The following is a 21,574-nucleotide window of genomic DNA, read 5'->3' as shown; positions in this document are numbered from 1 at the left end:
GATCCTGCAGCCAGGAGGTCGCCGATGTCCCGCATAGCTCCCCGTATCCATACCGATCCGGCGCAGATCGCGCGCCTGGAAGCCCTGCTGCCGCAGCTCGACGGCGAGACGCAGGTGGAACTGATCCTGCAGGACGGCCGTCGCCTGCTCGGCACCGTCGCGGTGAGGCCGACGGTGCAGCAGTATCGCAACGAAGCCGGCGATGAAGGCAGCAACGGACAGTTGCGCCTGGATGACTGCGACACGCCGGTGCAGCAGCACCATGTGTGGCTGGACGAGATTGCCAGCATCCGCAGGTTGCCGCCGAGGGTCTGACGGCCGCCTGCCGGGCCCATCCACGCATGGCGTGGATCTACCGGAGGTTGCAGTAGAGCCACGCCGTGCGTGGCTGCTGGGCTCAGTGCTCGAACAAGGTCGGCGTCGCTTCGAACCGGCGCGCGTAGGCGCGTTCTTCCGCCACCCGGGCTACCTCGTCATCGGCCAGGTCCGGCGCGCCATAGACCGCATAGGCCACGCTGCCGTCGGCCCCATGGCCAACCTGGTGCAGCCGGTAGCGCGAGTGGCCGCCGCCGGTGTCTTCGGGGTAATGCACGGGCGGATGGCTGCCTTCCAGGTCCATTTCACTGTTGTCGACCACGCCACCGACGAACAAGGCTCGCATGCAGGTTCTCCTGGGTTCCGGGGGGAGCCTCTACCCTGAACGTTTCAATGTTGCTGGCAGATCAAGGCCCCGTTCGGGTTTCGCAAAGCGCCCTGGGCGGGGCTGCCTGGCCGAGCCGGTACAATGGTCGGCCCTCACGCTTGAAGTACCCCGCGCCGATGGCCTCCAGCGACGACGCCCCCCTGCAGACCCTGCTCCTGCCGTTCTCCCAAGGCGCCCTGCGCTGGCCGGAGGGCCCGGTGGCCTTCCTGCGTGCCCGCGACGGCTGGCCGCTGCGCGAAGTGGCCGGCCACCGCGAGCTGCACTGCGAACAGAGCTTTGCCCCGTTCGCGCAGCCGCTGCAGCAGGCCGCCGGCTGGACCGTCAGTGGCCAGCTGGAGGATGGGGCCGGCAAGGGCCGCTACCCGCTGGTGCTGGTGCTGCCGCCGCGCCAGCGCGAAGAAGCCCGTGCGCTGTTCGCCCGCGCGCTGGCGCTGGTCGCCGAAGGGGGCCGCATCGTCGCCTGCCAGTCCAACAACGAAGGCGCACGCTCCGGCGAGGGTGACCTCAAGCAGCTGACCGGCCTCGGCGGCAGCCTGACCAAGAACCATTGCCGCGTGTACTGGACCGCCCCGATGCAGGGCCAGCACGATGCCGAGCTGGCCAAGCGCTGGTCGGCGCTGGATGCGGTGCGCCCGATCGTCGGTGGCCGCTTCCTCAGCCGCCCGGGCGTGTTCGCCTGGGATCGCATCGATCCGGCGTCGGCGCTGCTGGCCGAGCACCTGCCGCCCGACCTGGCCGGCCGCGCCGCCGACCTGGGCGCCGGCTACGGCTATCTGTCGCGCGAGTTGCTGGAACGCTGCCCGAAGATCACCGCGCTGGACCTGTACGAGGCCGAGCAGCGCGCGTTGGCACTGGCCGAGCTGAACCTGGCGCCGCCACCGCGCGCGCTGCCGCTGCGCTTCCTGTGGCAGGACGTCACCACCGGCATCGAGCCGGGTTACGACGTGATCATCAGCAATCCGCCGTTCCACACGCCGTCGCGCGCCGACCGCCCGGACATCGGCCAGCGCTTCATCGCCGTGGCCGCGCAGGCGCTGCGCCCGGGTGGGCGCCTGTACGTGGTGGCCAACCGCCACCTGCCGTACGAGCACACCCTCAACGACAGTTTCGGTGCGGTGCGCGTGGTCGCCGAGCGCGACGGGTTCAAGCTGGTCGAAGCGGTGAAGGGGAAGGGCAAGTGAAGCTGGTCAAGCACATCGCCAACCTGGGCTATGGCAGCCGCAAGCAGGTGCAGTGGCTGTTCCGCGAAGGCCGCATCACCGACGCCGACGGCGAGGTGTTGTACGCCGACGACCAGGTGCCGCATGAGGCCATCCGGGTCGATGGCGAGCCGCTGGATCCGCCGGTGGGCCTGTCGATCGCGCTGCACAAGCCGGCCGGCTACACCTGCTCGACCAAGGACACCGGTCGCCTGATCTACGACCTGCTGCCGCCGCGCTTCCGCGACCGCGACCCGGTGCTGTCCACGGTGGGCCGCCTCGACCGCGAGACCAGTGGCCTGCTGCTGCTGACCGATGATGGTGGCCTGCTGCACCGGATCATCTCGCCGAAATCGAAGCTGCCCAAGGTCTACGAGGTCGAGTTGAGCGACGACCTGCGCGGTGATGAAGTGGCGCTGTTCGCCAGCGGCACGCTGATGCTGGAGTCCGAGAAGACGCCCCTGCTGCCGGCTGAACTCGAAGTTCTGGATGTGCGTCGCGCGCGCCTGGTGCTGCACGAAGGTCGTTACCATCAGGTACGCCGCATGTTCGCCGCCACCGGCAACCACGTGCAGGCCCTGCACCGCAGCCGCGTCGGCGGGCTGGACCTGCAGGGGCTGGACGAAGGGCAATGGCGGCAGCTCACCCCTACCGACCTGGATACGCTGTTCGCTCCATGACCCCCATCGCTGCGCTGCCGTTTCTTCCCGACGCCGTCATCTTCGACATGGACGGCCTGATGATCGACAGCGAGCGTGTCTCGCTGGCCTGCTGGGGCCAGGCCGCCGATGAATTCGGGCTGGGCCTGGACGAGGCAGTGTTCCTGCGCATGGTCGGCCTCGGCGACCGCGATTCGCACGCGCTGCTGCGCGCGCAGGGCATCGAGGACAGCGTGATCGATGCGGTGGCCGCACGTTGCCACGACCTGTATGAAGCACGTACGCAGACCGGGTTGCCGTTGCGTCCGGGCATCCTGGAGCTGCTGGAGCTGCTGAAGGCACATGCGATCCCGCGTGCGGTGGCCACCACCACGCGGCAGCCGCGGGCCGGCCGCAAGCTGGCCGCTGCCGGCCTGCTGCCGTATTTCGATGCGGTGATCACCAGTGGCGACGTGGCGCGGCCGAAGCCGGCGCCGGACATCTACCTGCTGGCCGCGCAGCGGCTGGGCCAGGCGCCAGAACGTTGCCTGGCGCTGGAAGATTCACCGGCCGGCACGCGCGCTGCACTGGCGGCGGGAATGACCGTGATCCAGGTGCCGGACCTGGTACATCCGGATGAAGATCTGCGCGCACTGGGCCACCGCATCGTCGGCTCGCTGGTGGATGCGCACGCGTTGCTGCTGCCGTTGCTGCCGAGGTAACGGTGGGTGCCGTCCGCTGGTCGGCACGCCTGCCCCATCACACCCGACCGAACACCAGCGCCGCGTTGGTGCCACCGAAGCCGAAGCTGTTGGACATCACCGTGTCCAGCTTCTGTGCGCGGCTCTCGCGCAGGATCGGGAAATCCACCACCTTCGGGTCCAGCTCGGCGATGTTGGCCGAACCGGCCACGAAGCCGTCGCGCATCATCAGCAGGCAGTAGATCGCCTCGTGCACGCTGGCCGCACCCAGTGAATGGCCGGACAGCGCCTTGGTCGAGGACAGCGGCGGCACCGCGTCGCCGAATACTTCGCGGATCGCGTTGAGCTCGGTGACATCGCCCAGCGGGGTCGAGGTGCCGTGGGTGTTGAGGTAATCCAGCGGGCGGTCGACGCCCTGCAGTGCCATCTTCATGCAGCGCACCGCGCCTTCACCGGAGGGTGCCACCATGTCGGCGCCATCGGAGGTCACGCCATAGCCGATCAGCTCGGCATGGATGCGCGCGCCGCGTGCGACGGCGTGGTCGTAGTCCTCCAGCACCAGCATGCCGCCGCCACCGGCGATGACGAAGCCGTCGCGATCCTTGTCGTACGGGCGCGAGGCGCTGGCCGGAGTGTCGTTGAAGCTGGTCGACAGCGCGCCCATCGCGTCGAACATCACGCTCATGGACCAGTGCAGGTCTTCGCCACCACCGGCGAACATGATGTCCTGCGCACCGTGGCGGATCATGTCCGCGGCGGCGCCGATGCAGTGCGCGGAGGTCGCGCAGGCGGCCGACAGCGAGTAGCTGACGCCCTTGATCTGGTAGGCCGTGGCCAGGCAGGCCGAGACCGTCGAGCACATCGTGCGCGGCACCATGTACGGGCCGACCTTGCGCACGCCCCGTTCGCGCAGCAGGTCGACGGCACCGATCTGCCATTCGCTGGAGCCGCCACCGGAGCCGGCAATCAGGCCGGTACGCAGGTGGCTGACCTGCTCGGGGCTGAGCCCGGCGTCGGCGATGGCATCGCGCATGGACAGGTAGGCGAAGGCCGCCGCATCGCTCATGAAGCGCTTCTGCTTGCGGTCGATCAATGCGTCCAGGTCGAGGTCGACACGGCCGCCGACCTGGCTGCGCAGCCCGGCCTCGGCGTGGTCGGCCAGCGGGGTGATACCCGAGCGCCCTTCGCGCAGCGCAGACGATACGGTATCCAGATCATTGCCGAGGCAGGACGTGATGCCCATGCCGGTGATGACGACGCGACGCATCAGAAGCTCCCGGTTTCAGTGAACAGGCCGACGCGCAGGTCGCGCGCGCTGTAGATTTCGCGGTCATCCACGTACATGCGGGCGTCCGACTGGGCCATCACCAGCTTGCGGTTGATGACCCGGCTGATGTCGATCTCGTAGCGCACCCGCTTGGCGTCCGGCAGTACCTGGCCGGTGAACTTCACTTCGCCACAGCCCAGCGCGCGGCCCTTGCCGGGGGCACCCAGCCAGGTCAGGAAGAAGCCGGTCAGCTGCCACATGGCGTCCAGGCCGAGGCAGCCGGGCATCACCGGGTCGCCGATGAAGTGGCAGCCGAAGAACCACAGGTCCGGGCGGATATCCAGCTCGGCGCGTACCATGCCCTTGCCGTGCGGTCCGCCGTCCTCGTGGATGTCGGTGATGCGGTCGAACATCAGCATCGGATCGTTGGGCAAACGGCCGGCGGCGGTGCCGAACAGTTCACCGCGTGCGCTGGCCAGCAGCTGTTCGCGGTTGAACGCGTGGAGACGGGTCATGAAGCACAATCCTGGAAGCGGGGAAACGGGGAAACAAGTTCTCGAGGATGCCCGTGGAAACTGTGCCGATCAAACATTTCAACCGTACGCAACCGTAGAGTTTTCAAGGGAATACGCGCATCCTGTTGATGTGCAACGACCATACTTCGGCGTGTGGCCTGCCTGGCCCGCCCCCGCCTTTTCCGCCCGACATGACCCGACTGCGCAAGATCATCCACGTTGACATGGACGCGTTCTACGCGTCGGTGGAGCAGCGCGACGATCCGTCACTGCGCGGCAAGCCGGTGGTTGTGGCATGGCGCGGCGCGCGTTCGGTGGTGTGTGCGGCCTCGTACGAGGCACGCGTGTTCGGCGTGCGTTCGGCGATGCCCGCGGTGCGCGCCGAGCGCCTGTGCCCGGACGCGATTTTCGTACCGCCGGACTTCGCGCGTTACAAGGCGGTGTCACAGCAGGTGCGCGCGATCTTCCTGCGGCATACCGACCTGGTCGAACCGCTGTCGCTGGACGAGGCCTACCTGGACGTGACCGAGCCGAAGAGTGGCATCGAGCTGGCCACCGACATCGCGCGTACCATCCGCGCTCAGATCCGCGAGGAAACCCACCTGACTGCTTCAGCCGGGATCGCCCCGAACAAGTTCCTGGCCAAGATCGCGTCGGACTGGCGCAAGCCGGATGGCCAGTTCGTGATTCCACCGCAGCGGGTGGACGCGTTCCTGTTGCCGCTGCCGGTGAAGCGGGTGCCTGGCGTGGGCAAGGTGATGGAGGGCAAGCTGGCCGCGCGCGGCATCGTCACCTGCGGCGACCTGCGGCAATGGGCATTGACCGATCTGGAAGAGGCGTTCGGCAGTTTCGGGCGCAGCCTGTACAACCGGGCGCGCGGCATCGACGAGCGGCCGGTGGAGCCGGACCAGCAGGTGCAGTCGATTTCCTCGGAGGACACCTTCGCCGAAGACCTGCTGCTGGAAGACCTGACCGAGGCAATCGTGCAGTTGGCGGAGAAGACCTGGAAGGCCACCCGCAAGACCGAGCGTGTCGGCCATACCGTGGTGCTGAAGCTGAAGACCGCGCAGTTCCGCATCCTCACCCGCAGCTTCACCCCGGAGCGCCCGCCGGAATCGATGGAAGAACTGCGCGACATCGCGCTGGCCCTGCGCGCCCGCGTCGACCTGCCGGCGGAGACCCGTTACCGCCTGGTTGGCGTCGGGCTCGGCGGCTTCCGCGAGAAGGAGGCTGTGGTGCAGGGCGAGTTGTTCGAGCACGGACCGAACGAGTCCACATCCCTCTGATCGTCAAAGGCGGGGTCAGCGCCCGTTGCGCAGCAACGGGATCCGACCCCGGCAGATTGCCGATATCTGTCGAAGGCGGGGTGGGTCCGGTTGCGGGGGCGTGAGCGCCATGGATGGCGCGACCGAGCCTCCATGGACGGATTCACGGCGTCCCCCGCAACCGGACCCACCTCGCCATCCCACGGATGGCCAGCTGTTGCTGTTGCTTCGGCTGTTGCTGTTGCCTCTGCAGGTGCAGGGCGCAGCCCTGCAAAAGAAAACGCCCTACCTCATGGCCACTGCATCTCGCCCTTGGCCACCTTTGCACTCAGCTCCAGCGACGCCACGCCGGCCAGCGTCGGATAGCGGGCCTGCATCGCCTTCACCAGCGCCGCACTGTCCTTGGCCTTTGCCGTCTCGGCATCGAACGTGCGGATGTAGTCCGCAGTGAAGCGCAGTGCACTGGCATCCAGCGCCGTACCCGGCGCGTAGTGCCCGGGCACCACCACCTTCGGCTTCAGTGCCTGCAGTCGCTGCAGGGTCTGCAGCCAGTCGGCATGTGACTTCGGCGTCTGCGTGTCGGCCATCCACACGTGCTCGCCGGCCACCACCGGAATGCCACCAACGATCGCGCGCAGCGACGGCACCCACAGCACCGTGCGGTCCGGGGTCGGGCCGTCCAGGCCGATCAGCGGCAGGCGCTGGCCTTCCAGCTGCAGGGCATCACCGTCCAGCACCTGCGGCACGACGATGCGCGCCGGCGCATCGGCTCCCATCTTCGGTCCCCAGTAGGCCAGCTTGCCGGCCTGGGTCTGCCGGATATGCGCAACGGTCTGCGCGGTGGCGACGATGCGTGCCTGCGGGAAGGCGTCCTGCACGGTGGCCAGGCCGAAGTAGTAGTCCGGATCGCCGTGGCTGATGTAGATCGTCGTCAACCGCTTGCCGCTGGCGCGGATCCGTTCGACCAGTTTGCGCGCGTCGCTGGCACCGAACTGCGCATCGACCAGGATCGCGTCGTGGCGGCCTTCGATCAGCACCGAGGAGACCGAGAACATCGCCTGCGGGCCGGGATGGAAGGTCTGCAGGTGCAGCTGGGCTTTCGTCGACGCCGCCGGCGCCGGGGTGGCCGGTGCGGCGAGCAGCGGTGCACTGGTGAAGCTGGCGGCCAGGGCGAGGGGGAGCAGCAGGGCAGCGGTACGCATGGGAATTCCTTGTGTAGAGCCGGGCCAATGCCCGGCTGCATGTTCGCGTAGAGCCGAGCGCGGGCTCTGCTCTACAAGGGACGTGCGTGGATCAATACGCGGCCGTGATGATCTGCTTCGGGTACCGGTGTGCTTCCAGCTCGGCGACGAACGCTGCACCGTAGTCGGCGTAGCTGATGCGGCTGTGGCCGCTGGCATCGGCGAGGAAGGCCTTGGGCTGCACGCGGTACTGGCCGCGCTCTTCGCCCGGGCCGATTTCGGCGGCCGGCGAGAAGAAGGTCCAGTCCAGGTCGTCCACTGCCTGCAGGCGGTTGAACGCCTCGCGATGGGCCAGCGCGTACGGCTTGTATGCCTCCGGGAAGTCGGGGGTATCGACCAGCTGAACGCCGGGCGCGACTTCCAGGCTGCCGGCACCACCGACCACCACCAGGCGCGGCACGCCGGCCTTGCGTGCGGCGGCGGCCAGCTGCGCGGCGACCTCGCCCACACGGCCGATGTCATCGCCGGGGCGCGGGCCGTAGGCACTGGCCAGCACGTCGTGGCCGGCAATGGCGGCGACCAGCGCATCCAGGTCGTCCAGCGAGGCGACCACTGGATGCGCACCGGCCAGTTCAGCCGGGAGGTCCTGCGCGCTGCGCACGATGACGGTGAGTTCGTGGCCGCGGGCCAGCGCGTGGCGGGCGATCTGGCGGCCGATGTTGCCGGTGGAACCAACGAGGGCGATCTTCATGGCAGGACTCCGTGGGGCGGTGTGGGGTGGGAATGGGGCCACTCTAGGCCCCTGCAGTCGGCCGAAAAACAGCGTATAACGCGCTTGTTTGTTGCATGGATCGAGCATATGGACCGATTGACCGCCATGACCGTGTTCGTCGAAGTGGCCGAGCGTGGCAGCCTGACCGCGGCCGCCGAGGTGCTGGACATGTCGCGGGCGATGGTCAGCCGCTACCTGGCCGAGGTCGAGGCCTGGCTGGGCGCGCGCCTGCTGCACCGGACTACGCGCCGGGTCAGCCTGACCGGCCCGGGCGAGGTGGCGCTGGCGCGCTTCCGCCAGATGCTGGCGATCGGCGAGGAACTGCAGGGCGAGCTGGCCAGCGACGATCCCGAGCCACACGGCACGCTGCGGGTCACCGCCAGCGTGTCGTTCGGGCAGAGCCACCTGGCACGGGCCGTTGCCGGCTTTGTTGCGCGCCATCCTGCCGCGCGCATCGAGCTGCTGCTGGTCGACCGCATGGTGAATCTGGTGGAGGAGCGGGTGGACCTGGCGGTGCGCATCGCGCGCCAGATCGACTCCAGCCTGATCGCGCGGCGGTTGGCCACCTGCCGCTCGGTACTGTGCGCAACGCCGTCGTACCTGCAGGCACGCGGCACGCCCACTGCCCCCGAGCACCTGGCCGCGCACAACTGCCTGACCCACCATTACGTCGGCAAGAGCCTGTGGCAGCTGCACCGCGATGGCCGTTCGCTCTCGGTGGCGGTGGGCGGCAACATCAGTGCCAACGAGGCGTCGCTGCTGCTGGAGGCGGTGCGGGCCGGTGCCGGCATCGCCATGCTGCCGACCTACCAGGTGGCACCGTTGCTGCGCAGCGGTGAACTGATCGAACTGCTGCCTGCGTTCAGTCTGGACGAACTCGGTATTCATGCCGTGTACGCATCACGCCGCCAGCAGCCCGCTATCATGCGGCGATTCCTGGACTACCTGGCCGAGTGCTTCGCCAGCCCGGCCTTCCAGGATCTGGATTGGCGCCCACCGGGCAAGGAGAACACATGAACCATGGACAGGCCTTGATCGACCACAACCGTGCTGCCTGGGACCGCCAGGCCAGCGAAGTGCGCGAATGGTCGCGCCCGGTGGAGAGTTCAACGATTGCCGCCGCGCGCGAAGGGCGTTGGCAGGTGCACCTGACGCCCCGCGCCCTGCCGCTGGACTGGCTGGGCGATGTGCGCGGCCGTCGGGTGCTGTGCCTGGCCTCGGGCGGTGGCCAGCAGGCACCGGTGCTGGCGGCGGCCGGGGCCGACGTCACCGTGTTCGACCTGTCCGACGGGCAGCTGGAACAGGACCGCAGCGTGGCGGCGCGCGACGGCCTGCGGCTGCGCACGGTGCAGGGCGACATGCGCGACCTGCACGTATTTGCCAACGACAGCTTCGATGTGGTGTTCCACCCCATCTCCAATCTGTACGTGCCGGACGTGCGCCCGGTCTGGACCGAATGCCGCCGCGTGCTCGCGCGCGATGGCATGTTGATGGCCAGCTTCTACAACCCGGTGCTGTTCGTCGGTGCGCGCGATCCGCAGCTCGATGCGCAGGGCCTGATCCGGCCGCAGTACGCCATTCCCTATTCGGACCTGGAAGACCTGCCCGCCGCCGAACGTGAGGCGAAACTCGCCCGCGGCGATGCGCTGACTTTTGGCCACAGCCTGACCGAACTGATCGGCGGCCAGCTGGATGCGGGGTTCGTCATCGATCGCTTCATGGAAGACTGGCAGCCGCAGCCGCGCTTCCTGATCGACCGCTACCTGCCCACGTTCCTGGCCACCCGCGCGCGCCGGATCGGCTGAGGCGGATCGGCGCAGAAACCAGCGGCGTACAATGGGCGGCCCCACGTCGTGCAGGTGCCGTCCCTTGTCGTATCCCTATCCGCTGGTCGTGTTCGACCTTGATGGCACGCTGGTCGACAGCGCAGCTGATATCGCCGAAGCACTGAACCGCACGCTGGAAGACATCGGCATGGCACGCGTGCCGGAAGCCACCGTGCTCGGCTGGATCGGCGACGGCGTGCGCCGCCTGGTCGAACAGGCCGTGCACGCCGCCGGTCGTGAGGTCGACCTGGCCGAGGTGATGCCGGTCTTCATGGTGCACTACCGCGAGTGCCTGCTGCGCAGCCCGCGCCTGTTCGATGGCGTGGCCGACGCACTGGCGCAGCTGCGCGCGCGCGACGTGCCACTGGCGATCTGCACCAATAAGCCCGAAGCACTGGTGCCGCCCCTGCTGCAGCACCTGGGCATTGGTGATGCGTTCGCGCTGGTACTGGGGGGCGATTCGCTGCCGCAGCGCAAGCCCAGTGGCGAACCGCTGCGGCACATCGCTACGCATTTCGCGCTGCCGGTGGACGCCTGCCTGATGGTGGGAGATTCGTTGACCGACTACCGCGCCGCCGAAGAGGCCGGCATGCCGATCGCGCTGGTGCGCTACGGCTACCCGCGCGGCCTGGATCTGGCCAGCGCGCATGCGGTGGCAGTGATCGACGACCTGCGTGAGTTGCCGGGGTTGGCCGCGGGCCGGTAACCCAGCCAACGCAACAGGTGGTGCCGGCCGCTGGCCGGCAACCCAGGGCCAACGCAACGGGTAGTGCCGGCCGCTGGCCGGCAATCCAGGGCCGACGCAACGGGTAGTGCCGGCCGCTGGCCGGCAACCCCGAGGACGTCGCCGAAGGTCATGATGTTGCCGCCCGCTGGCCGGCACCACCATGACCGTCGCGGTCATTTCGGCTGGTAACGCACGCTCAGCTGGTACTCGCGACCGGGCTGGTTGAACCACGCCACTGTTTCATAGCGGCGGTCGAACACGTTGGCAGCGCGCGCCAGCAGCGACCACGACGGCGTCAGTGCGTATTCGGCGCGAACATCCAGCGTACCGTAGCCGCCCACCTTCACCGCATTCGAGGCGTCGTCATAGCGCTTGCCCGCACCCTGCACGGTCAGGCCGGCACGGAAGTCCCCGAAGCGGCGATCGATGTCCAGGCGCGCGGTCTGCTGTGCACGACGCGGCAGCCAGTTGTCGAACTGGCTGCTGCCGCGGGTGCGGCTGCGCGGGTCGGTGTAGCTCAGCTGCGCGTTGAGGTCGAAGCCGGCCAGCAGCATGCCACCGGTCAGTTCGGCGCCGCGGATGCGCGCCTTCTCCACCTGCTGCATCCTGAACGTCGACGCATCGTAGGTGATCAGGTCATCGATGCGGGTCTCGTACACATCCAGGCCCCAATGCCAGCCCTGGCCCTGCTGCGAAACCCCCAGGTTGGCACTCTTGGACTTCTCCGGCTTCAACGTCGGCACGCCGCTCCACGGGTCGTACAGGTCGCTGAAGGTCGGCGCCTTGAACGCGGTGCCGTAGCTGGCATTGCCGCGCAGGCCGTGTCCCAGTTCCATCGCCCAGCCGACACTGCCGGTGGCATGGTTGCCGAACTGCTGGTTGTCGTCGTTGCGCGCACTGGCCTGTAGCTGGTGGCGACCAAAGCGGCCCTGGTACTGCACGAACACGCCGGTGTTGCGACGGCTGTCGACCAGATAGCCGGCACTGCTGCCATCCAGGTTGTCCTGGCTCCAGTCCACACCGGTGCTCAGCAGCTGGCCCTCGGCCAAGCCGATGTCACCCTGCAGCGAGGCGCTGTCGCGGTGGGTCTGCGCACTGCCACGCGCACCGAAGTCGCCGAAGTTGTCCGACTCGTTGTCGCTGCGGCCGACATTGGCGGTCAATGCCAGGCGCTCGGACGGGGTGTAGCGCACCTTGCCGGCCAGCACCTGCTGACGGGTTTCCGAGTAGTTGTAGTAGCCGTCGTAGTGGTTCTTGCCGTCGGCACGCAGTGCGCTGCCTTCCACGCTCCACTGGTCGTTGAAGGTGTAGCCGCCGCGCAGGCTCTTGGACAGGTTGCGGTAGCCGTCACGGTCATGTTCGTCGGCAAAGCAACCGGTGAACAGCGTTGCCGAGCCGCGGCAGGCATCGATGCCATCAGAATGCTGGTAGGCGATGTCGGCGCCGAACCAGCCGCGCTCGGTACCGCCGCCGATGCCGCCGCTGGCCTCGCGCAGGCCGTTGCTGCCACCGCCGAGCTGGAAGTGCGGCGCGAAATCGCCCGGGGTGCGGCGGGTGAAGATCTGGATCACGCCGCCGATGGCGTCGGCACCGTACAGGCTGGACTGCGGGCCACGCACGATTTCCACGCGCTCGATCTGCGCCAGCGGCAGGTCCTGGTACATCGCCAGGCCGAGGTCGGCGCTGTTGATGCGCACGCCATCGACCAGCACCACGGTGTGGCCCGAGTTGGTGCCGCGCAGGAACAGCGAGCTCTGCTTGCCCAGCCCGCCGGCATTGGTCAGGTTGATGCCGGCGCGGCCGCGCAGCAGTTCCTGCAGTGAAGTCGCCTGGCTGGATTCGATCTGGGCGCGGTCGATCACCTGCGCCGGCGCGATGCTGTCCTGCAGGGCGATCGGGGTGCGGGTGGCGGTGACCAGGATCTGGTCGAGCGCGGTGGTGTCATCGGCGGCCTGGGCCAGCGCGGGCAGGGCGGCCAGCACGGCCAGGGACAGCATTCGGGATTGCAGCTTCATGGGGGACTCCAGGTGCCACGCACGCCCGCGTGGCGAAGGGGAGGAGCCGCGAAGGCAGGCATGCGCCGACGCCGCAGCGCAGGCTGCGGTCATCCAGCGCCATGCCCACCGCATCGCGACCTGAGGCTTCCGGGCCGGTCTCCGGGCTTGCCGCCGGGTGGCCGGGGGGCCACCGTCCAGGCGCCTTCCCATGCACAGGGCACAGTGGCGTTGTTGCCTGGAACTGACGTGCTTACCGTTGCGGGGGCAGCGCCGGCATGGCGTGGAATCACGCGTCACCGGCTTCCCGTTTCAACCTGCCGGCCGTGGCCGCAGGTCACCTGGAAGTGCGCGCAGTCTAAGTCATCGCCTGCCGGGGGCGTTAGAGTATCGGCCTCTTCACGTTCGTGCGAGCCACCATGGTTGCGAAGGATCGCCTGCAGTTTCTCGATGCCCTGCGTGGCCTGGCGGCCGTATACGTAGTGCTGTACCACGTGCAATCAATGCCGGCACCGGCACTACCGGTGTCGGCCGGCTGGTTGCCTGCCGTGCACATGGGAGCCACCGGGGTTGCGCTGTTCTTCGTCATCAGTGCATTTTCCCTGTGCTACACCATGCCCCGGCACCAAGCCACCGGCCGACCGCTGCTGAGCTTCTACCTGCATCGATTCCTTCGCATCGCGCCGCTCTTCTATGTGCTGTTGATGTTCTCCCTGTTCCGTGATGGCCGCGGCGACCATGTAGGCCATTCATGGGGGGAGATCGCGGCCAACCTGTCCTTCACTTTCAACTTGTTCCCGGGCTGGGAAACGGGAATCGTGTGGGCCAGTTGGGCCGTGGGCGTGGAGATGCTGTTCTACGCCATTTTCCCCGCGCTCTACGTCTTGGTCGGCAAGGCGCGCAGCGCCTGGGGACTGCTGATCGGGCTACTGGCGCTGGTGGTGCTGGCCTGGACGGGTGTGCTGGGCCAGCGTATCCAGGCCTCGCTGGGTGACTACGGATGGTTGCGCCATGCCCCGGTCTTCGCGATGGGGCTGGTGGGCTTCCACGCCTTTGGTGCACTCGCCCGGTTGCCGGTGCCGCGCGCGCGGCGGTGGGCACACCGCCTGAACCTGGCGGGTGTGCTGTTGCTGCTCCTGGCCGCGTCCTCGACGACGTGGGGTGCCGCCGGTCCCTGGCAATGGCATTTGGCGGGGCTGGGCTACCTGGCCTTGATACTGGGCTTCTCGCAGTGCCCGCCGCGTTGGCTCGTGAACCGGATCACCGCATGGCTGGGCACGGTGAGTTACTCGCTCTATCTCGGGCATCCGATCGTCATCGCGGTGCTCGGTCCGGTGTTCGCGCGGGTGCTTGCCGTCCAGGGCAACAGTGTTGGCTATCTGTTGTGTGCGGCGATGACGCTGTCGGTGGTACTGCCGCTGGCTGCACTCGGCCATCGATTCGTAGAAGCACCGATGATCCGCTTGGGCAAGCGGCTGATGTCGCCCGCCGTGCCAGCGCGCAGCGCTGCTGCAGGTGGGCAGGCAGAGGGCGGCGCACGCTAGAATGAAGCGCCCCGTCGCGGGGCATCAGTTCTGGAAGTGTTGCCCATGATCCTGTTCCAACCGCTACCGATCCCCGCCGCTGATCTGTTCGAAGCGCCGCCGCGCCGGCAGGTACAGACCGGCCGGCAGCGATGATCCTCGACCTGGTCCGCCATGCCGGCAACGGTCGGGATGAGTTCCTCGATGGCCGCAGCGATCCACCGCAGCTGGCCCGCCTGCCGCAGGAACTGGTCGATGCCTACGCCGCGCAGCCCTGGGAGCGGGTGATCAGTTCGCCGCGGCTGCGCTCGCTGCACACGGCGATGGCCCTGGCCACCCCGCGCGGGCTGGACGTGGAAGCAGACGAGGAATGGGAAGAGCTGGATTTCGGCGATTGGGACGGGCAGTCGCTGTTCGACCTGCCGGAGGATGCACTCGCTGCCTTCCACGCCGATCCGCATGCGTTCCCACCGCCGAACGGCGAAAGCTGGGGCCACTTCGAGCGGCGCATCGCGCGCGCGCTCGACCGCCTGCTGGACGAGGATGATCCGGTGCCGACGCTGGTGGTCAGCCACGGTGGCCCGCTGCGCATGGTGCTGTCGCAGGTCTGCGGCCTGCCGATGTCGCTGTGCTGGGCGCTGCGCATCGACCACGGCACGCGCCTGCGGGTATGGCTGGAACGTGGCGAAGCCGGGCTGGCAGGCGAGCTGCTGGAACTGCAGCAGCCGTAACCCCTCGCTAGTGCCGGCCGCTGGCCGGCAGCCTCGGGAGCGCTGCGAAGATCATGCAGTTGCCGGCCAGCGGCCGGCACTACCGGTGCTATCAATCCTCGTCCGCATCCTCGGCAACGCTGTCTTCAGCGTCATCGTCGGCATCGAAGCGCTGTTCGTGCACCGGGCCCGAGGCGGGGCCGGCCGCCTTCAGCGGATGCGCGGCGATGCGTGCTTCGTAATCCTGCACCAGCGCCTCACGCTGCGGCTCACTGAGTTCCTGCCAGTGGCAGTCCAGCAACGCGCCTTCCAGCGAGTACAGCAGGTTCAGGCTGGGCTTGAAGCCGGCGCGCTTGACCTTGACGAAGGCGCCCACCGCACCGATCGCGACCAGATCCTCGCGGCTGCGCAGACCGACCTGGCGCAGCCAGGCCGCGCTCTTGGGGCCGATGTTGCGCAGCTTGGGTGCGCTCATCCCAGCGCCTCGACGAATACCCGGGCGATGGCTTCCAGGCCGGCCTGGTCGTCGGCATCGAAGCGGCCGATCTTCGGGCTGTCGATGTCGAACACGCCGATCAGTTCATCACCGCGCAGCAGCGGAACCACCAGTTCCGAGCGCGAGGCCGAATCGCAGGCGATGTGGCCGGGGAAGGCATCGACGTCGTCCACGCGCTGGGTCACGCGCTGGCTGGCGGCGGCACCGCACACGCCCTTGTCCAGCGGGATGCGCACGCAGGCCGGCAGGCCCTGGAACGGGCCGACCACCAGTTCCTTGCCGTCGTACAGGTAGAAGCCCACCCAGTTCAGGTCGGGCAGGGCGTGGTAGACCAGTGCGGAGAGGTTGGCCGCGTTGGCGATGCGGTCGGACTCGGCGTAGACCAGGCCACGGGCCTGTTCCAGCAGCTGGGCGTATTGTTCCGGCTTGCTGCCGGTGAGCGAGGCGTTGGCGAACATGCCCGCAGTCTAGCAAGCGCGCCGGGCCGGCGATAATGCACGCTCTGTTGCCCTGTTGGAGCCCATCGATGCCGTTGCCCGCTACGCTGCCGCCCGCCCTGTTCATCACCGGCACCGACACCGAAATCGGCAAGACCGCGGCCAGCACCGCGCTGCTGCATGCGCTGCGCCGGCGCGGCCTGCGCGCGGTGGGCATGAAGCCGGTGGCCAGTGGCAGCGAAGACCTGGGGCAGGGCCTGCGCAACGAGGACGCGTTGGCCCTGCAGGCGGCCAGCTGGCCGGTGCCGGACTATGCCGATCTGAACCCGTACGCGCTGCGGCAGCCGCTGGCACCGGAGCTGGCCGCTGCCGAGGACGGCGTGCAGGTGCAACTGGCGCCGATCGTGGCCGCGTTCGCGCGACTGCGCGCGCAGGCCGACATCGTCGTGGTGGAGGGCGTCGGTGGGTGGCTGGCACCGGTCTCGGCCACGCTGGACCAGCTCGACCTGGTGCGAGCACTGCAGTTGCCGGTGCTGCTGGTGGTGGGCATGCGGCTGGGCTGCGTGAACCATGCGCGCCTGACCGCGCAGTCGCTGCAGGCCAGTGGCGTGGAGTGCCTGGGCTGGATCGGCAACCACATCGACCCGGCCATGCAGCGCCAGGACGAGAACATCGCCACGCTGCGGCAGCGGCTGCCGATGCCGTGCTGGGGACGGCTGCCCCATCTGCCGGGGGCGGACGGCGAAGCGCTGAGCGCGCACCTGCTCGATTGATCCTGGGTAGTGCCGGCCGCTGGCCGGCAACTGCATCCACCCGGTGATCCCGATGGTGCCGGCCAACGGCCGGCACTACCGTGCTGCAGCCGCCAGCTCCCGTGCGATCGCACCCAGCCGCTCCACCGCACCGGTGAAGCGCGCATCCAGCGTCTGGCAGCACGACAGGCGCAGGCAGTGGCGATAGCGCGCACCGCGCGAATACACCTGGCCGGGCATGAACACGATGTCCTCCTGCAGCGCTCGCTCGAACAGCTCGCGCGTGTCCACGCCCGGCAGTTCCAGCCAGAGCAGGAAGCCGCCCTGCGGTTCGGTCGCGCGGGTCCCGGCCGGGAAGTGTTCGGCCACCAGCTGGCGCAGCCGTCCCACCTGTTCGCGGTACAGCCGGCGCATGCGGTGCAGGTGATGCTCGTAGCTGCCCGCCTCCAGATACGCCGCGACCGCATCGCCGAGCAGTTGTGGCTCGCCGCCGGTGGACTGGAATTTCAGCAGCGCGATGCGTTCGGCGAAGCGGCCGCCATCCAGCCAGCCGATGCGGTAATCCGGCGCCAGCGTCTTGGAAAAGCCTCCCACGACCATCACCCAGCCGTCGCGATCGAAGGCTTTCAGCAACGGAGCCGGTGGCTCGCAGAACTGCAGCTCGGCATACACCGCATCCTCGATCAGCGGCAGCTGGCGTGCATTGACCAGCTCGGCCAGGCGCTGCTTGGCAGCGGTCGGCATGGTACAGCCCAGCGGATTGTGCACGGTGGGCATCACCACCAGTGCGGCCAGCGGCGTGTGCTCCAGCATCGCCTCCAGCGCATCGACCTCCAGGCCGTGCTGCGGATGGGTGGGCAGCTCGATGGCCTGCAGGCCGAGGTTGGCCAGCAACGGGTACAGGTTGAAGTAGGAGGGCGCCTCGATGCCCACCGCGTCGCCCGGTTCGGTCACCGCGCGCAGGGCCAGCTGCAGGGCCTCCATCGCACCATGGGTCAACAGCAGGCGCTCGCTGTGGGTATGCAGCCCCATGCGCGGGCCACGCCGCACGATCTGCGCCAGCAGGCGTGGCGAGCCGTTCGGGCGCGCGTAGGTCTCCACCGTCTGCTGGCCATGGCGCAGCACCTGCGCGGTGTGACGGGCCAGCTGCGCGCCCGGGTAGAACTGCCGACCGCGCGGGCCGGCGAAGGCCAGGTCGACCACGCCCGGGCGGCGCTGTGCCTCCAGCACCCGCGCCATGAGTACCTGCTGCAGCGGTGCGGTCGGGGCCGAGGGCACATCGCGCAGTGACCGTTCCGGTACCGATAACCGCGGCGCCACCTCGAAGCCGGCCTTGGGCCGCGGAATCACCAGACCGGCATCTTCCAGCTGGCGGTAGGCGGCAATCACGGTGTTCAGGCTGAGCCTGCGCTGCGAGGCCATCTGCCGCAGCGAGGGCAGGCGGCTGCCGACCGGAAGACGTCCGCCATGGATGGCCTCGGCCAGTTCATCGGACAGCCGCTGGTAGCGGGGAGGAATCATCGTGGCCTGGTCATCTGTATCCATCGAAGATCCCGCCATCTGGTGCTGTACCCGTGATGATGGCGAGCCTAGCATGTTGTCGTCGGCCGGGCCTGATCGGGGCGTGGCCGGTATTTTCCAAGCGCACGGCTGGATGGCCGTGCGTCTTTTTTTGGGTAGTGCCGGCCGCTGGCCGGCCATCCCGGGATCCGGAACAGTGCGGTTGCCGGCCAGCAGAAGGCGCTACCCAGGTCGTTACCGCATCGGCACCAGCACCGCCTCGCGCCGGTACAGCGCCGGGAACTGCTTGGCCAGGGCCGCCAGCTTCGGTGCGTCGTAGTAGCGGATGTAGGCCGCCTGCGGGTAGTTGGTCATGTAGTTCTGGTGGTAACTCTCGGCCGGGTAGAAGCGCTGGCCGCTGACCAGCTGGGTGACGATCGGTGCGCGGTAGCTGCCGGCCTGGCCGAGCTGGGTGATGTAGGCGCGGCTGGCGGCCTGCTGGCGGGCGTCATCGCTGAAGATCGCCGAGCGGTACTGGCTGCCGTGGTCGGGCCCCTGGCGGTTGAGCTGGGTCGGGTCGTGCGCGACCGAGAAGAACACCTGCATCAGCTGCCCGTAGCTGACCTGGCGCGGGTCGTAGTCGATCTTCACTGCTTCGGCATGGCCGGTCTGGCCACCGCTGACGTGCTCATAACGCGCATTGGCCGCACTGCCACCGATATAGCCGGAGACCGCGTTGCTCACGCCCTTGACGTGCTGGAACACGCCCTGCACGCCCCAGAAGCAACCACCGGCGAACACCACGCTGGCGTGGGTCGCGTCATCGCGGAACGCCGCATCGCCGGTGGGGGCCGGCAGTGCCTGGATCTGCGCGCTGGCTTCGACCGGTGCCGCAGCCGCGCCGTGGTCGACCAGCAGCACGCCGGCAATCAAGGCCGTGGCCACCAGGCCGGCCACACCGGCGGCGATGCCCTGTTCAAAGGAGAGTTTCATCATGTCCTCCCGGTTCAACCGAAGGTGAAGGCATAGGCCTGCACGCCCGCATCGAGGAACTCGATTTCGAAGCGGTGCGGGCCGACCGTGCCGCGCTGGCGCACCAGCTGGTACAGGCGGTGCTCGTCGACCACGCCACTGCCATCGGCACCGACATCACTGCCGGCGTCGGCGGCGGGCAGCGGCTTGCCATCCAGCCAGACGCGGAAGCGCACCGGCGTTCCTTCCTGGCCCGGTGCCAGCACCAGGTGCAGGTCGCGGGCATGGAACTGGAAGGCGATGCGGCCGCCGGCCTGCTGCAGCTGCGCGGCTTCGTCGGTGATGGTCCAGCGCCCGGACAGTCCCCACTGGTTCAACGCCAGGCTGGCCGGCAGCGTGTAGTCGAACGCGGCGTCGCTGCGCTGCCCGCCGGGCGAGGCGAACTGCTCGGCACGGGCGTGGCCCAGGTAGGTTTCCGGCGAACGCAGGTTGCTCATGTCGGCCTGCGCGGCCACGCCCTTCAGCTCGGCGGCAGCGGGATCGGCGGGCGGCGGCAGGTTCGTCTGCCCGGCGTCGGCCAGCAGGCGACGGATCATCTGTTCCGAGCGCGCGTAGTTGCCTTCACCGAACTGGTGGCCGCGGATGTTGCCCTGTGCGTCGACGAAGTACTGCGCCGGCCAGTAGCGGTTGTTGAACGCGCGCCAGATCGTGTACTGGTTGTCCAGCGCCACCGGGTACTCGACCTTCAGCTGCTGCACCGCCTTCATCACGTTGCGCGGGTCACGCTCGAAGGCGAACTCCGGCGTGTGCACGCCGATCACCACCAGGCCGTGGTCGCGGTAGCGGCGCTCCCATTCGTGCACGAACGGCATCGCGCGCAGGCAGTTGATGCAGGAGTAGGTCCAGAAATCGATCAGCACGACCTTGCCGCGCAGCTGCTGGGCTGCCAGCGGGGGGCTGTTGAGCCAGCCGGTGGCACCGTCCAGCGCGGGCAGGGTGCCTTCCACCGGCAGCGGTGCATCGGCCGCGGCGTTGGCCCCGGCCATCATCATCATCGGCGGTGCCGACGGCTGCGCGCCGGGTACCGCATCCAGCAGGCCCTGCTCGATGCGGGCGGTGCTGACCGTGGAAAGACGGGTCAGCAGGCCGGTATCCCAGCCCAGGCCGATCGCCACCACCGCCAGCAGGGCGGCCACGCCCAGCCCCTTGCGCAGCGCATCGCCGAGGCCAAGCCGCGCCTGCAGCGCACGGAACACGCGGCCGCCGACCCACACCGCCAGCGCCAGCGCAGTGATCGCGCCCAGCGCATACGCCAGCAGCAGGGTGCTGGTCCCCACGCTGGCGCCATGCAGGGCGGCACCGGTCAGCACCAGGCCAAGGATCGGCCCCGCGCAGGGCGCCCACAGCAGGCCGGTGGCGATGCCGATCAGCAGCGATGTCCACGCACCGCCCCGTCCCGCCGCGTCGGCGGCATCGGCACGCGCGCTCAGGCGGGCGCCCACGCGCTGGAACGGTGCCAGCAGGTGGTCGGCCAGTCGCGGCCACAGCAGCGCCAGCGCGAACAGCGCCATCAGCAGCAGGGCGATCCAGCGTCCGACCTCGTTGGCCTGCGCCACCCACTGGCTGCCCACCGCGGCCAGGCTGGCAACCACGGTGAAGGTGAGCGCCATGCCCAGCAGCAGCGGCAGCGTGCTGCGCAGGAACGGTCGGTCGGCACGCGCGAACACGAACGGCAGCACCGGCAGGATGCACGGGCTGAGCAGGGTCAGCGCGCCCCCCAGGTAGGCAAGCAGCAACAGCAGCATGGTCAGGCTCCGGAAACAGGAGAAGAACCGACCGGCACCCGCCAGCCGTCGGCGGTGCCATCCGTGGCGCCGGGAACGAACACCATCGCCGCACCGTTCATGCAGTAGCGCAGCCCGGTCGGGCGCGGGCCGTCGTTGAACACGTGGCCGAGGTGGCCACCGCAGCGGCGGCAGTGCACCTCCACCCTCAGCATCCCGAAGGTCACGTCGCGGTCTTCGCCGATGGCGTTGTGCAGCGGTGCCCAGAAGCTGGGCCAGCCGGTGCCGCTCTCGAATTTGGTGGACGAGGAGAACAGCGGCAGCGCGCAGCCGGCGCAGGCGAAGGTGCCCTGCCGGTGCTCCTTGTTGAGCGGGCTGCTGTAGGGGCGCTCGGTCGCCTGCTGGCGCAGCACCGCGTACTGCGCCGGGGTCAGGCGTTGGCGCCACTCGGCATCGCTGTGCATGACCTCGAACTGTCGCGACGGACGCGCTTCGGCGGCGGCCGGGGCGGCGCGGCTGCAGGCCCCCAGGCCGAGCAGGCCGGCGGCGGTGGCAACACCGCCCAGGCCCAGCAGATGGCGGCGGGACAGGGACATGGCGGACTCCGGGAAG

At 68.8% G+C, this 21,574-nt stretch carries 23 protein-coding genes and 1 riboswitch; of the genes, 11 read left to right on the top strand and 12 right to left on the bottom strand.

What is annotated here, in order from left to right:
* The first annotated feature begins 24 nt into the window (after window positions 1–24).
* Window positions 25–315 (top strand): DUF3247 family protein, encoded by a 291-nt coding sequence (locus AC5P9I_RS18000; RefSeq protein ID WP_049464526.1) that lies wholly within the window; start codon window positions 25–27, stop codon window positions 313–315.
* A gap of 82 nt (window positions 316–397) precedes the next feature.
* Here the strand turns inward: AC5P9I_RS18000 and AC5P9I_RS17995 are convergent, their stop codons facing one another.
* Window positions 398–661, bottom strand: a complete 264-nt coding sequence (locus AC5P9I_RS17995) for a hypothetical protein (protein ID WP_005407925.1) — start codon at window positions 659–661, stop codon at window positions 398–400.
* 158 nt (window positions 662–819) lie between these two features.
* On the opposite strand from AC5P9I_RS17995, the gene AC5P9I_RS17990 reads away from it, so the two are divergent.
* Genes AC5P9I_RS17990 through AC5P9I_RS17980 form a run of 3 tightly spaced genes read left to right on the top strand, consistent with a single transcriptional unit; the run spans window position 820 to window position 3,262 of the window.
* A complete protein-coding gene (locus AC5P9I_RS17990; protein ID WP_130768539.1) occupies window positions 820–1,884 on the top strand; it encodes a class I SAM-dependent methyltransferase in 1,065 nt (354 codons plus the stop codon).
* Window positions 1,881–2,582, top strand: coding sequence for a pseudouridine synthase (locus tag AC5P9I_RS17985; protein ID WP_049464521.1), 702 nt, complete (start codon window positions 1,881–1,883; stop codon window positions 2,580–2,582). Before AC5P9I_RS17990 ends, AC5P9I_RS17985 begins: the two co-directional genes overlap by 4 nt.
* Window positions 2,579–3,262 carry an HAD family hydrolase gene (locus tag AC5P9I_RS17980; RefSeq protein WP_057494278.1) on the top strand — a complete coding sequence of 228 codons (684 nt, stop codon included), beginning with the start codon at window positions 2,579–2,581 and terminating at the stop codon, window positions 3,260–3,262. Before AC5P9I_RS17985 ends, AC5P9I_RS17980 begins: the two co-directional genes overlap by 4 nt.
* Window positions 3,263–3,299: 37 nt before the next feature.
* Here AC5P9I_RS17980 and fabB read toward each other — a convergent pair whose 3' ends face one another.
* Together fabB and fabA are read right to left on the bottom strand one after the other, a co-directional pair.
* Window positions 3,300–4,508 (bottom strand): beta-ketoacyl-ACP synthase I, encoded by a 1,209-nt coding sequence (fabB, locus tag AC5P9I_RS17975; RefSeq protein ID WP_130768526.1) that lies wholly within the window; start codon window positions 4,506–4,508, stop codon window positions 3,300–3,302.
* Entirely contained in the window at window positions 4,508–5,023 is a 516-nt protein-coding gene (gene fabA / locus AC5P9I_RS17970; protein WP_049464516.1) for a 3-hydroxyacyl-[acyl-carrier-protein] dehydratase FabA, read from the bottom strand. Before fabA ends, fabB begins: the two co-directional genes overlap by 1 nt.
* Before the next feature lie 191 nt (window positions 5,024–5,214).
* Here fabA and dinB point away from each other — a divergent pair, with 191 nt between their 5' ends.
* Entirely contained in the window at window positions 5,215–6,309 is a 1,095-nt protein-coding gene (gene dinB / locus AC5P9I_RS17965) for a DNA polymerase IV (RefSeq protein WP_130768525.1), read from the top strand.
* Window positions 6,310–6,578: 269 nt separating this feature from the next.
* Here dinB and AC5P9I_RS17960 read toward each other — a convergent pair whose 3' ends face one another.
* Both AC5P9I_RS17960 and AC5P9I_RS17955 read right to left on the bottom strand, forming a co-directional pair.
* Window positions 6,579–7,490 carry an MBL fold metallo-hydrolase gene (locus AC5P9I_RS17960; protein WP_130768524.1) on the bottom strand — a complete coding sequence of 304 codons (912 nt, stop codon included), beginning with the start codon at window positions 7,488–7,490 and terminating at the stop codon, window positions 6,579–6,581.
* Window positions 7,491–7,581: 91 nt separating this feature from the next.
* Window positions 7,582–8,220, bottom strand: coding sequence for an NAD(P)-dependent oxidoreductase (locus AC5P9I_RS17955; protein WP_130768523.1), 639 nt, complete (start codon window positions 8,218–8,220; stop codon window positions 7,582–7,584).
* A 108-nt stretch (window positions 8,221–8,328) separates the two neighbouring features.
* Here AC5P9I_RS17955 and AC5P9I_RS17950 point away from each other — a divergent pair, with 108 nt between their 5' ends.
* The 3 genes from AC5P9I_RS17950 to gph all read left to right on the top strand — a co-directional run bounded on the left by AC5P9I_RS17950 (window position 8,329) and on the right by gph (window position 10,773).
* On the top strand, window positions 8,329–9,258 hold the full coding sequence (locus AC5P9I_RS17950) for a LysR family transcriptional regulator (protein WP_130768522.1): 930 nt from the start codon (window positions 8,329–8,331) through the stop codon (window positions 9,256–9,258).
* Window positions 9,255–10,046, top strand: coding sequence for a class I SAM-dependent methyltransferase (locus AC5P9I_RS17945; protein ID WP_049465045.1), 792 nt, complete (start codon window positions 9,255–9,257; stop codon window positions 10,044–10,046). The genes AC5P9I_RS17950 and AC5P9I_RS17945 overlap by 4 nt, the downstream gene beginning before the upstream one ends.
* A gap of 64 nt (window positions 10,047–10,110) precedes the next feature.
* Entirely contained in the window at window positions 10,111–10,773 is a 663-nt protein-coding gene (gene gph / locus AC5P9I_RS17940) for a phosphoglycolate phosphatase (RefSeq protein ID WP_049465047.1), read from the top strand.
* 194 nt (window positions 10,774–10,967) lie between these two features.
* Here gph and btuB read toward each other — a convergent pair whose 3' ends face one another.
* Window positions 10,968–12,809 (bottom strand): TonB-dependent vitamin B12 receptor, encoded by a 1,842-nt coding sequence (btuB, locus tag AC5P9I_RS17935; protein ID WP_130768521.1) that lies wholly within the window; start codon window positions 12,807–12,809, stop codon window positions 10,968–10,970.
* Window positions 12,810–12,924: 115 nt separating this feature from the next.
* Window positions 12,925–13,148: riboswitch (cobalamin riboswitch) on the bottom strand.
* Window positions 13,149–13,207: 59 nt separating this feature from the next.
* Between btuB and AC5P9I_RS17930 the strand changes: the two genes are divergently transcribed.
* Window positions 13,208–14,332, top strand: coding sequence for an acyltransferase family protein (locus AC5P9I_RS17930; RefSeq protein WP_103281976.1), 1,125 nt, complete (start codon window positions 13,208–13,210; stop codon window positions 14,330–14,332).
* 131 nt (window positions 14,333–14,463) lie between these two features.
* Entirely contained in the window at window positions 14,464–15,042 is a 579-nt protein-coding gene (locus tag AC5P9I_RS17925) for a histidine phosphatase family protein (RefSeq protein WP_049465051.1), read from the top strand.
* A 91-nt stretch (window positions 15,043–15,133) separates the two neighbouring features.
* Here the strand turns inward: AC5P9I_RS17925 and AC5P9I_RS17920 are convergent, their stop codons facing one another.
* Together AC5P9I_RS17920 and AC5P9I_RS17915 are read right to left on the bottom strand one after the other, a co-directional pair.
* On the bottom strand, window positions 15,134–15,496 hold the full coding sequence (locus tag AC5P9I_RS17920; RefSeq protein ID WP_049465052.1) for a TfoX/Sxy family protein: 363 nt from the start codon (window positions 15,494–15,496) through the stop codon (window positions 15,134–15,136).
* Entirely contained in the window at window positions 15,493–15,975 is a 483-nt protein-coding gene (locus AC5P9I_RS17915; RefSeq protein ID WP_032959222.1) for a GAF domain-containing protein, read from the bottom strand. Before AC5P9I_RS17915 ends, AC5P9I_RS17920 begins: the two co-directional genes overlap by 4 nt.
* A 68-nt stretch (window positions 15,976–16,043) precedes the next feature.
* Between AC5P9I_RS17915 and bioD the strand changes: the two genes are divergently transcribed.
* Entirely contained in the window at window positions 16,044–16,727 is a 684-nt protein-coding gene (bioD, locus tag AC5P9I_RS17910) for a dethiobiotin synthase (protein WP_064237579.1), read from the top strand.
* Between the two features lie 75 nt (window positions 16,728–16,802).
* On the opposite strand, the gene AC5P9I_RS17905 is transcribed toward bioD, so the two are convergent.
* From AC5P9I_RS17905 to msrB, 4 genes are all read right to left on the bottom strand, one after another.
* On the bottom strand, window positions 16,803–18,251 hold the full coding sequence (locus AC5P9I_RS17905; RefSeq protein ID WP_049465057.1) for an aminotransferase-like domain-containing protein: 1,449 nt from the start codon (window positions 18,249–18,251) through the stop codon (window positions 16,803–16,805).
* A gap of 210 nt (window positions 18,252–18,461) precedes the next feature.
* A complete protein-coding gene (gene msrA / locus AC5P9I_RS17900; RefSeq protein ID WP_049465073.1) occupies window positions 18,462–19,199 on the bottom strand; it encodes a peptide-methionine (S)-S-oxide reductase MsrA in 738 nt (245 codons plus the stop codon).
* A 14-nt stretch (window positions 19,200–19,213) separates the two neighbouring features.
* Window positions 19,214–20,983 carry a cytochrome c biogenesis protein DipZ gene (locus tag AC5P9I_RS17895; RefSeq protein ID WP_049465058.1) on the bottom strand — a complete coding sequence of 590 codons (1,770 nt, stop codon included), beginning with the start codon at window positions 20,981–20,983 and terminating at the stop codon, window positions 19,214–19,216.
* Window positions 20,984–20,985: 2 nt separating this feature from the next.
* On the bottom strand, window positions 20,986–21,558 hold the full coding sequence (gene msrB, locus AC5P9I_RS17890; RefSeq protein WP_074725511.1) for a peptide-methionine (R)-S-oxide reductase MsrB: 573 nt from the start codon (window positions 21,556–21,558) through the stop codon (window positions 20,986–20,988).
* Between the last annotated feature and the right edge of the window lie 16 nt (window positions 21,559–21,574).

It is taken from the genome of Stenotrophomonas sp. YJH_SMC_29, from assembly GCF_059371235.1.
This window is presented reverse-complemented; position numbering and strand designations above follow the sequence as displayed.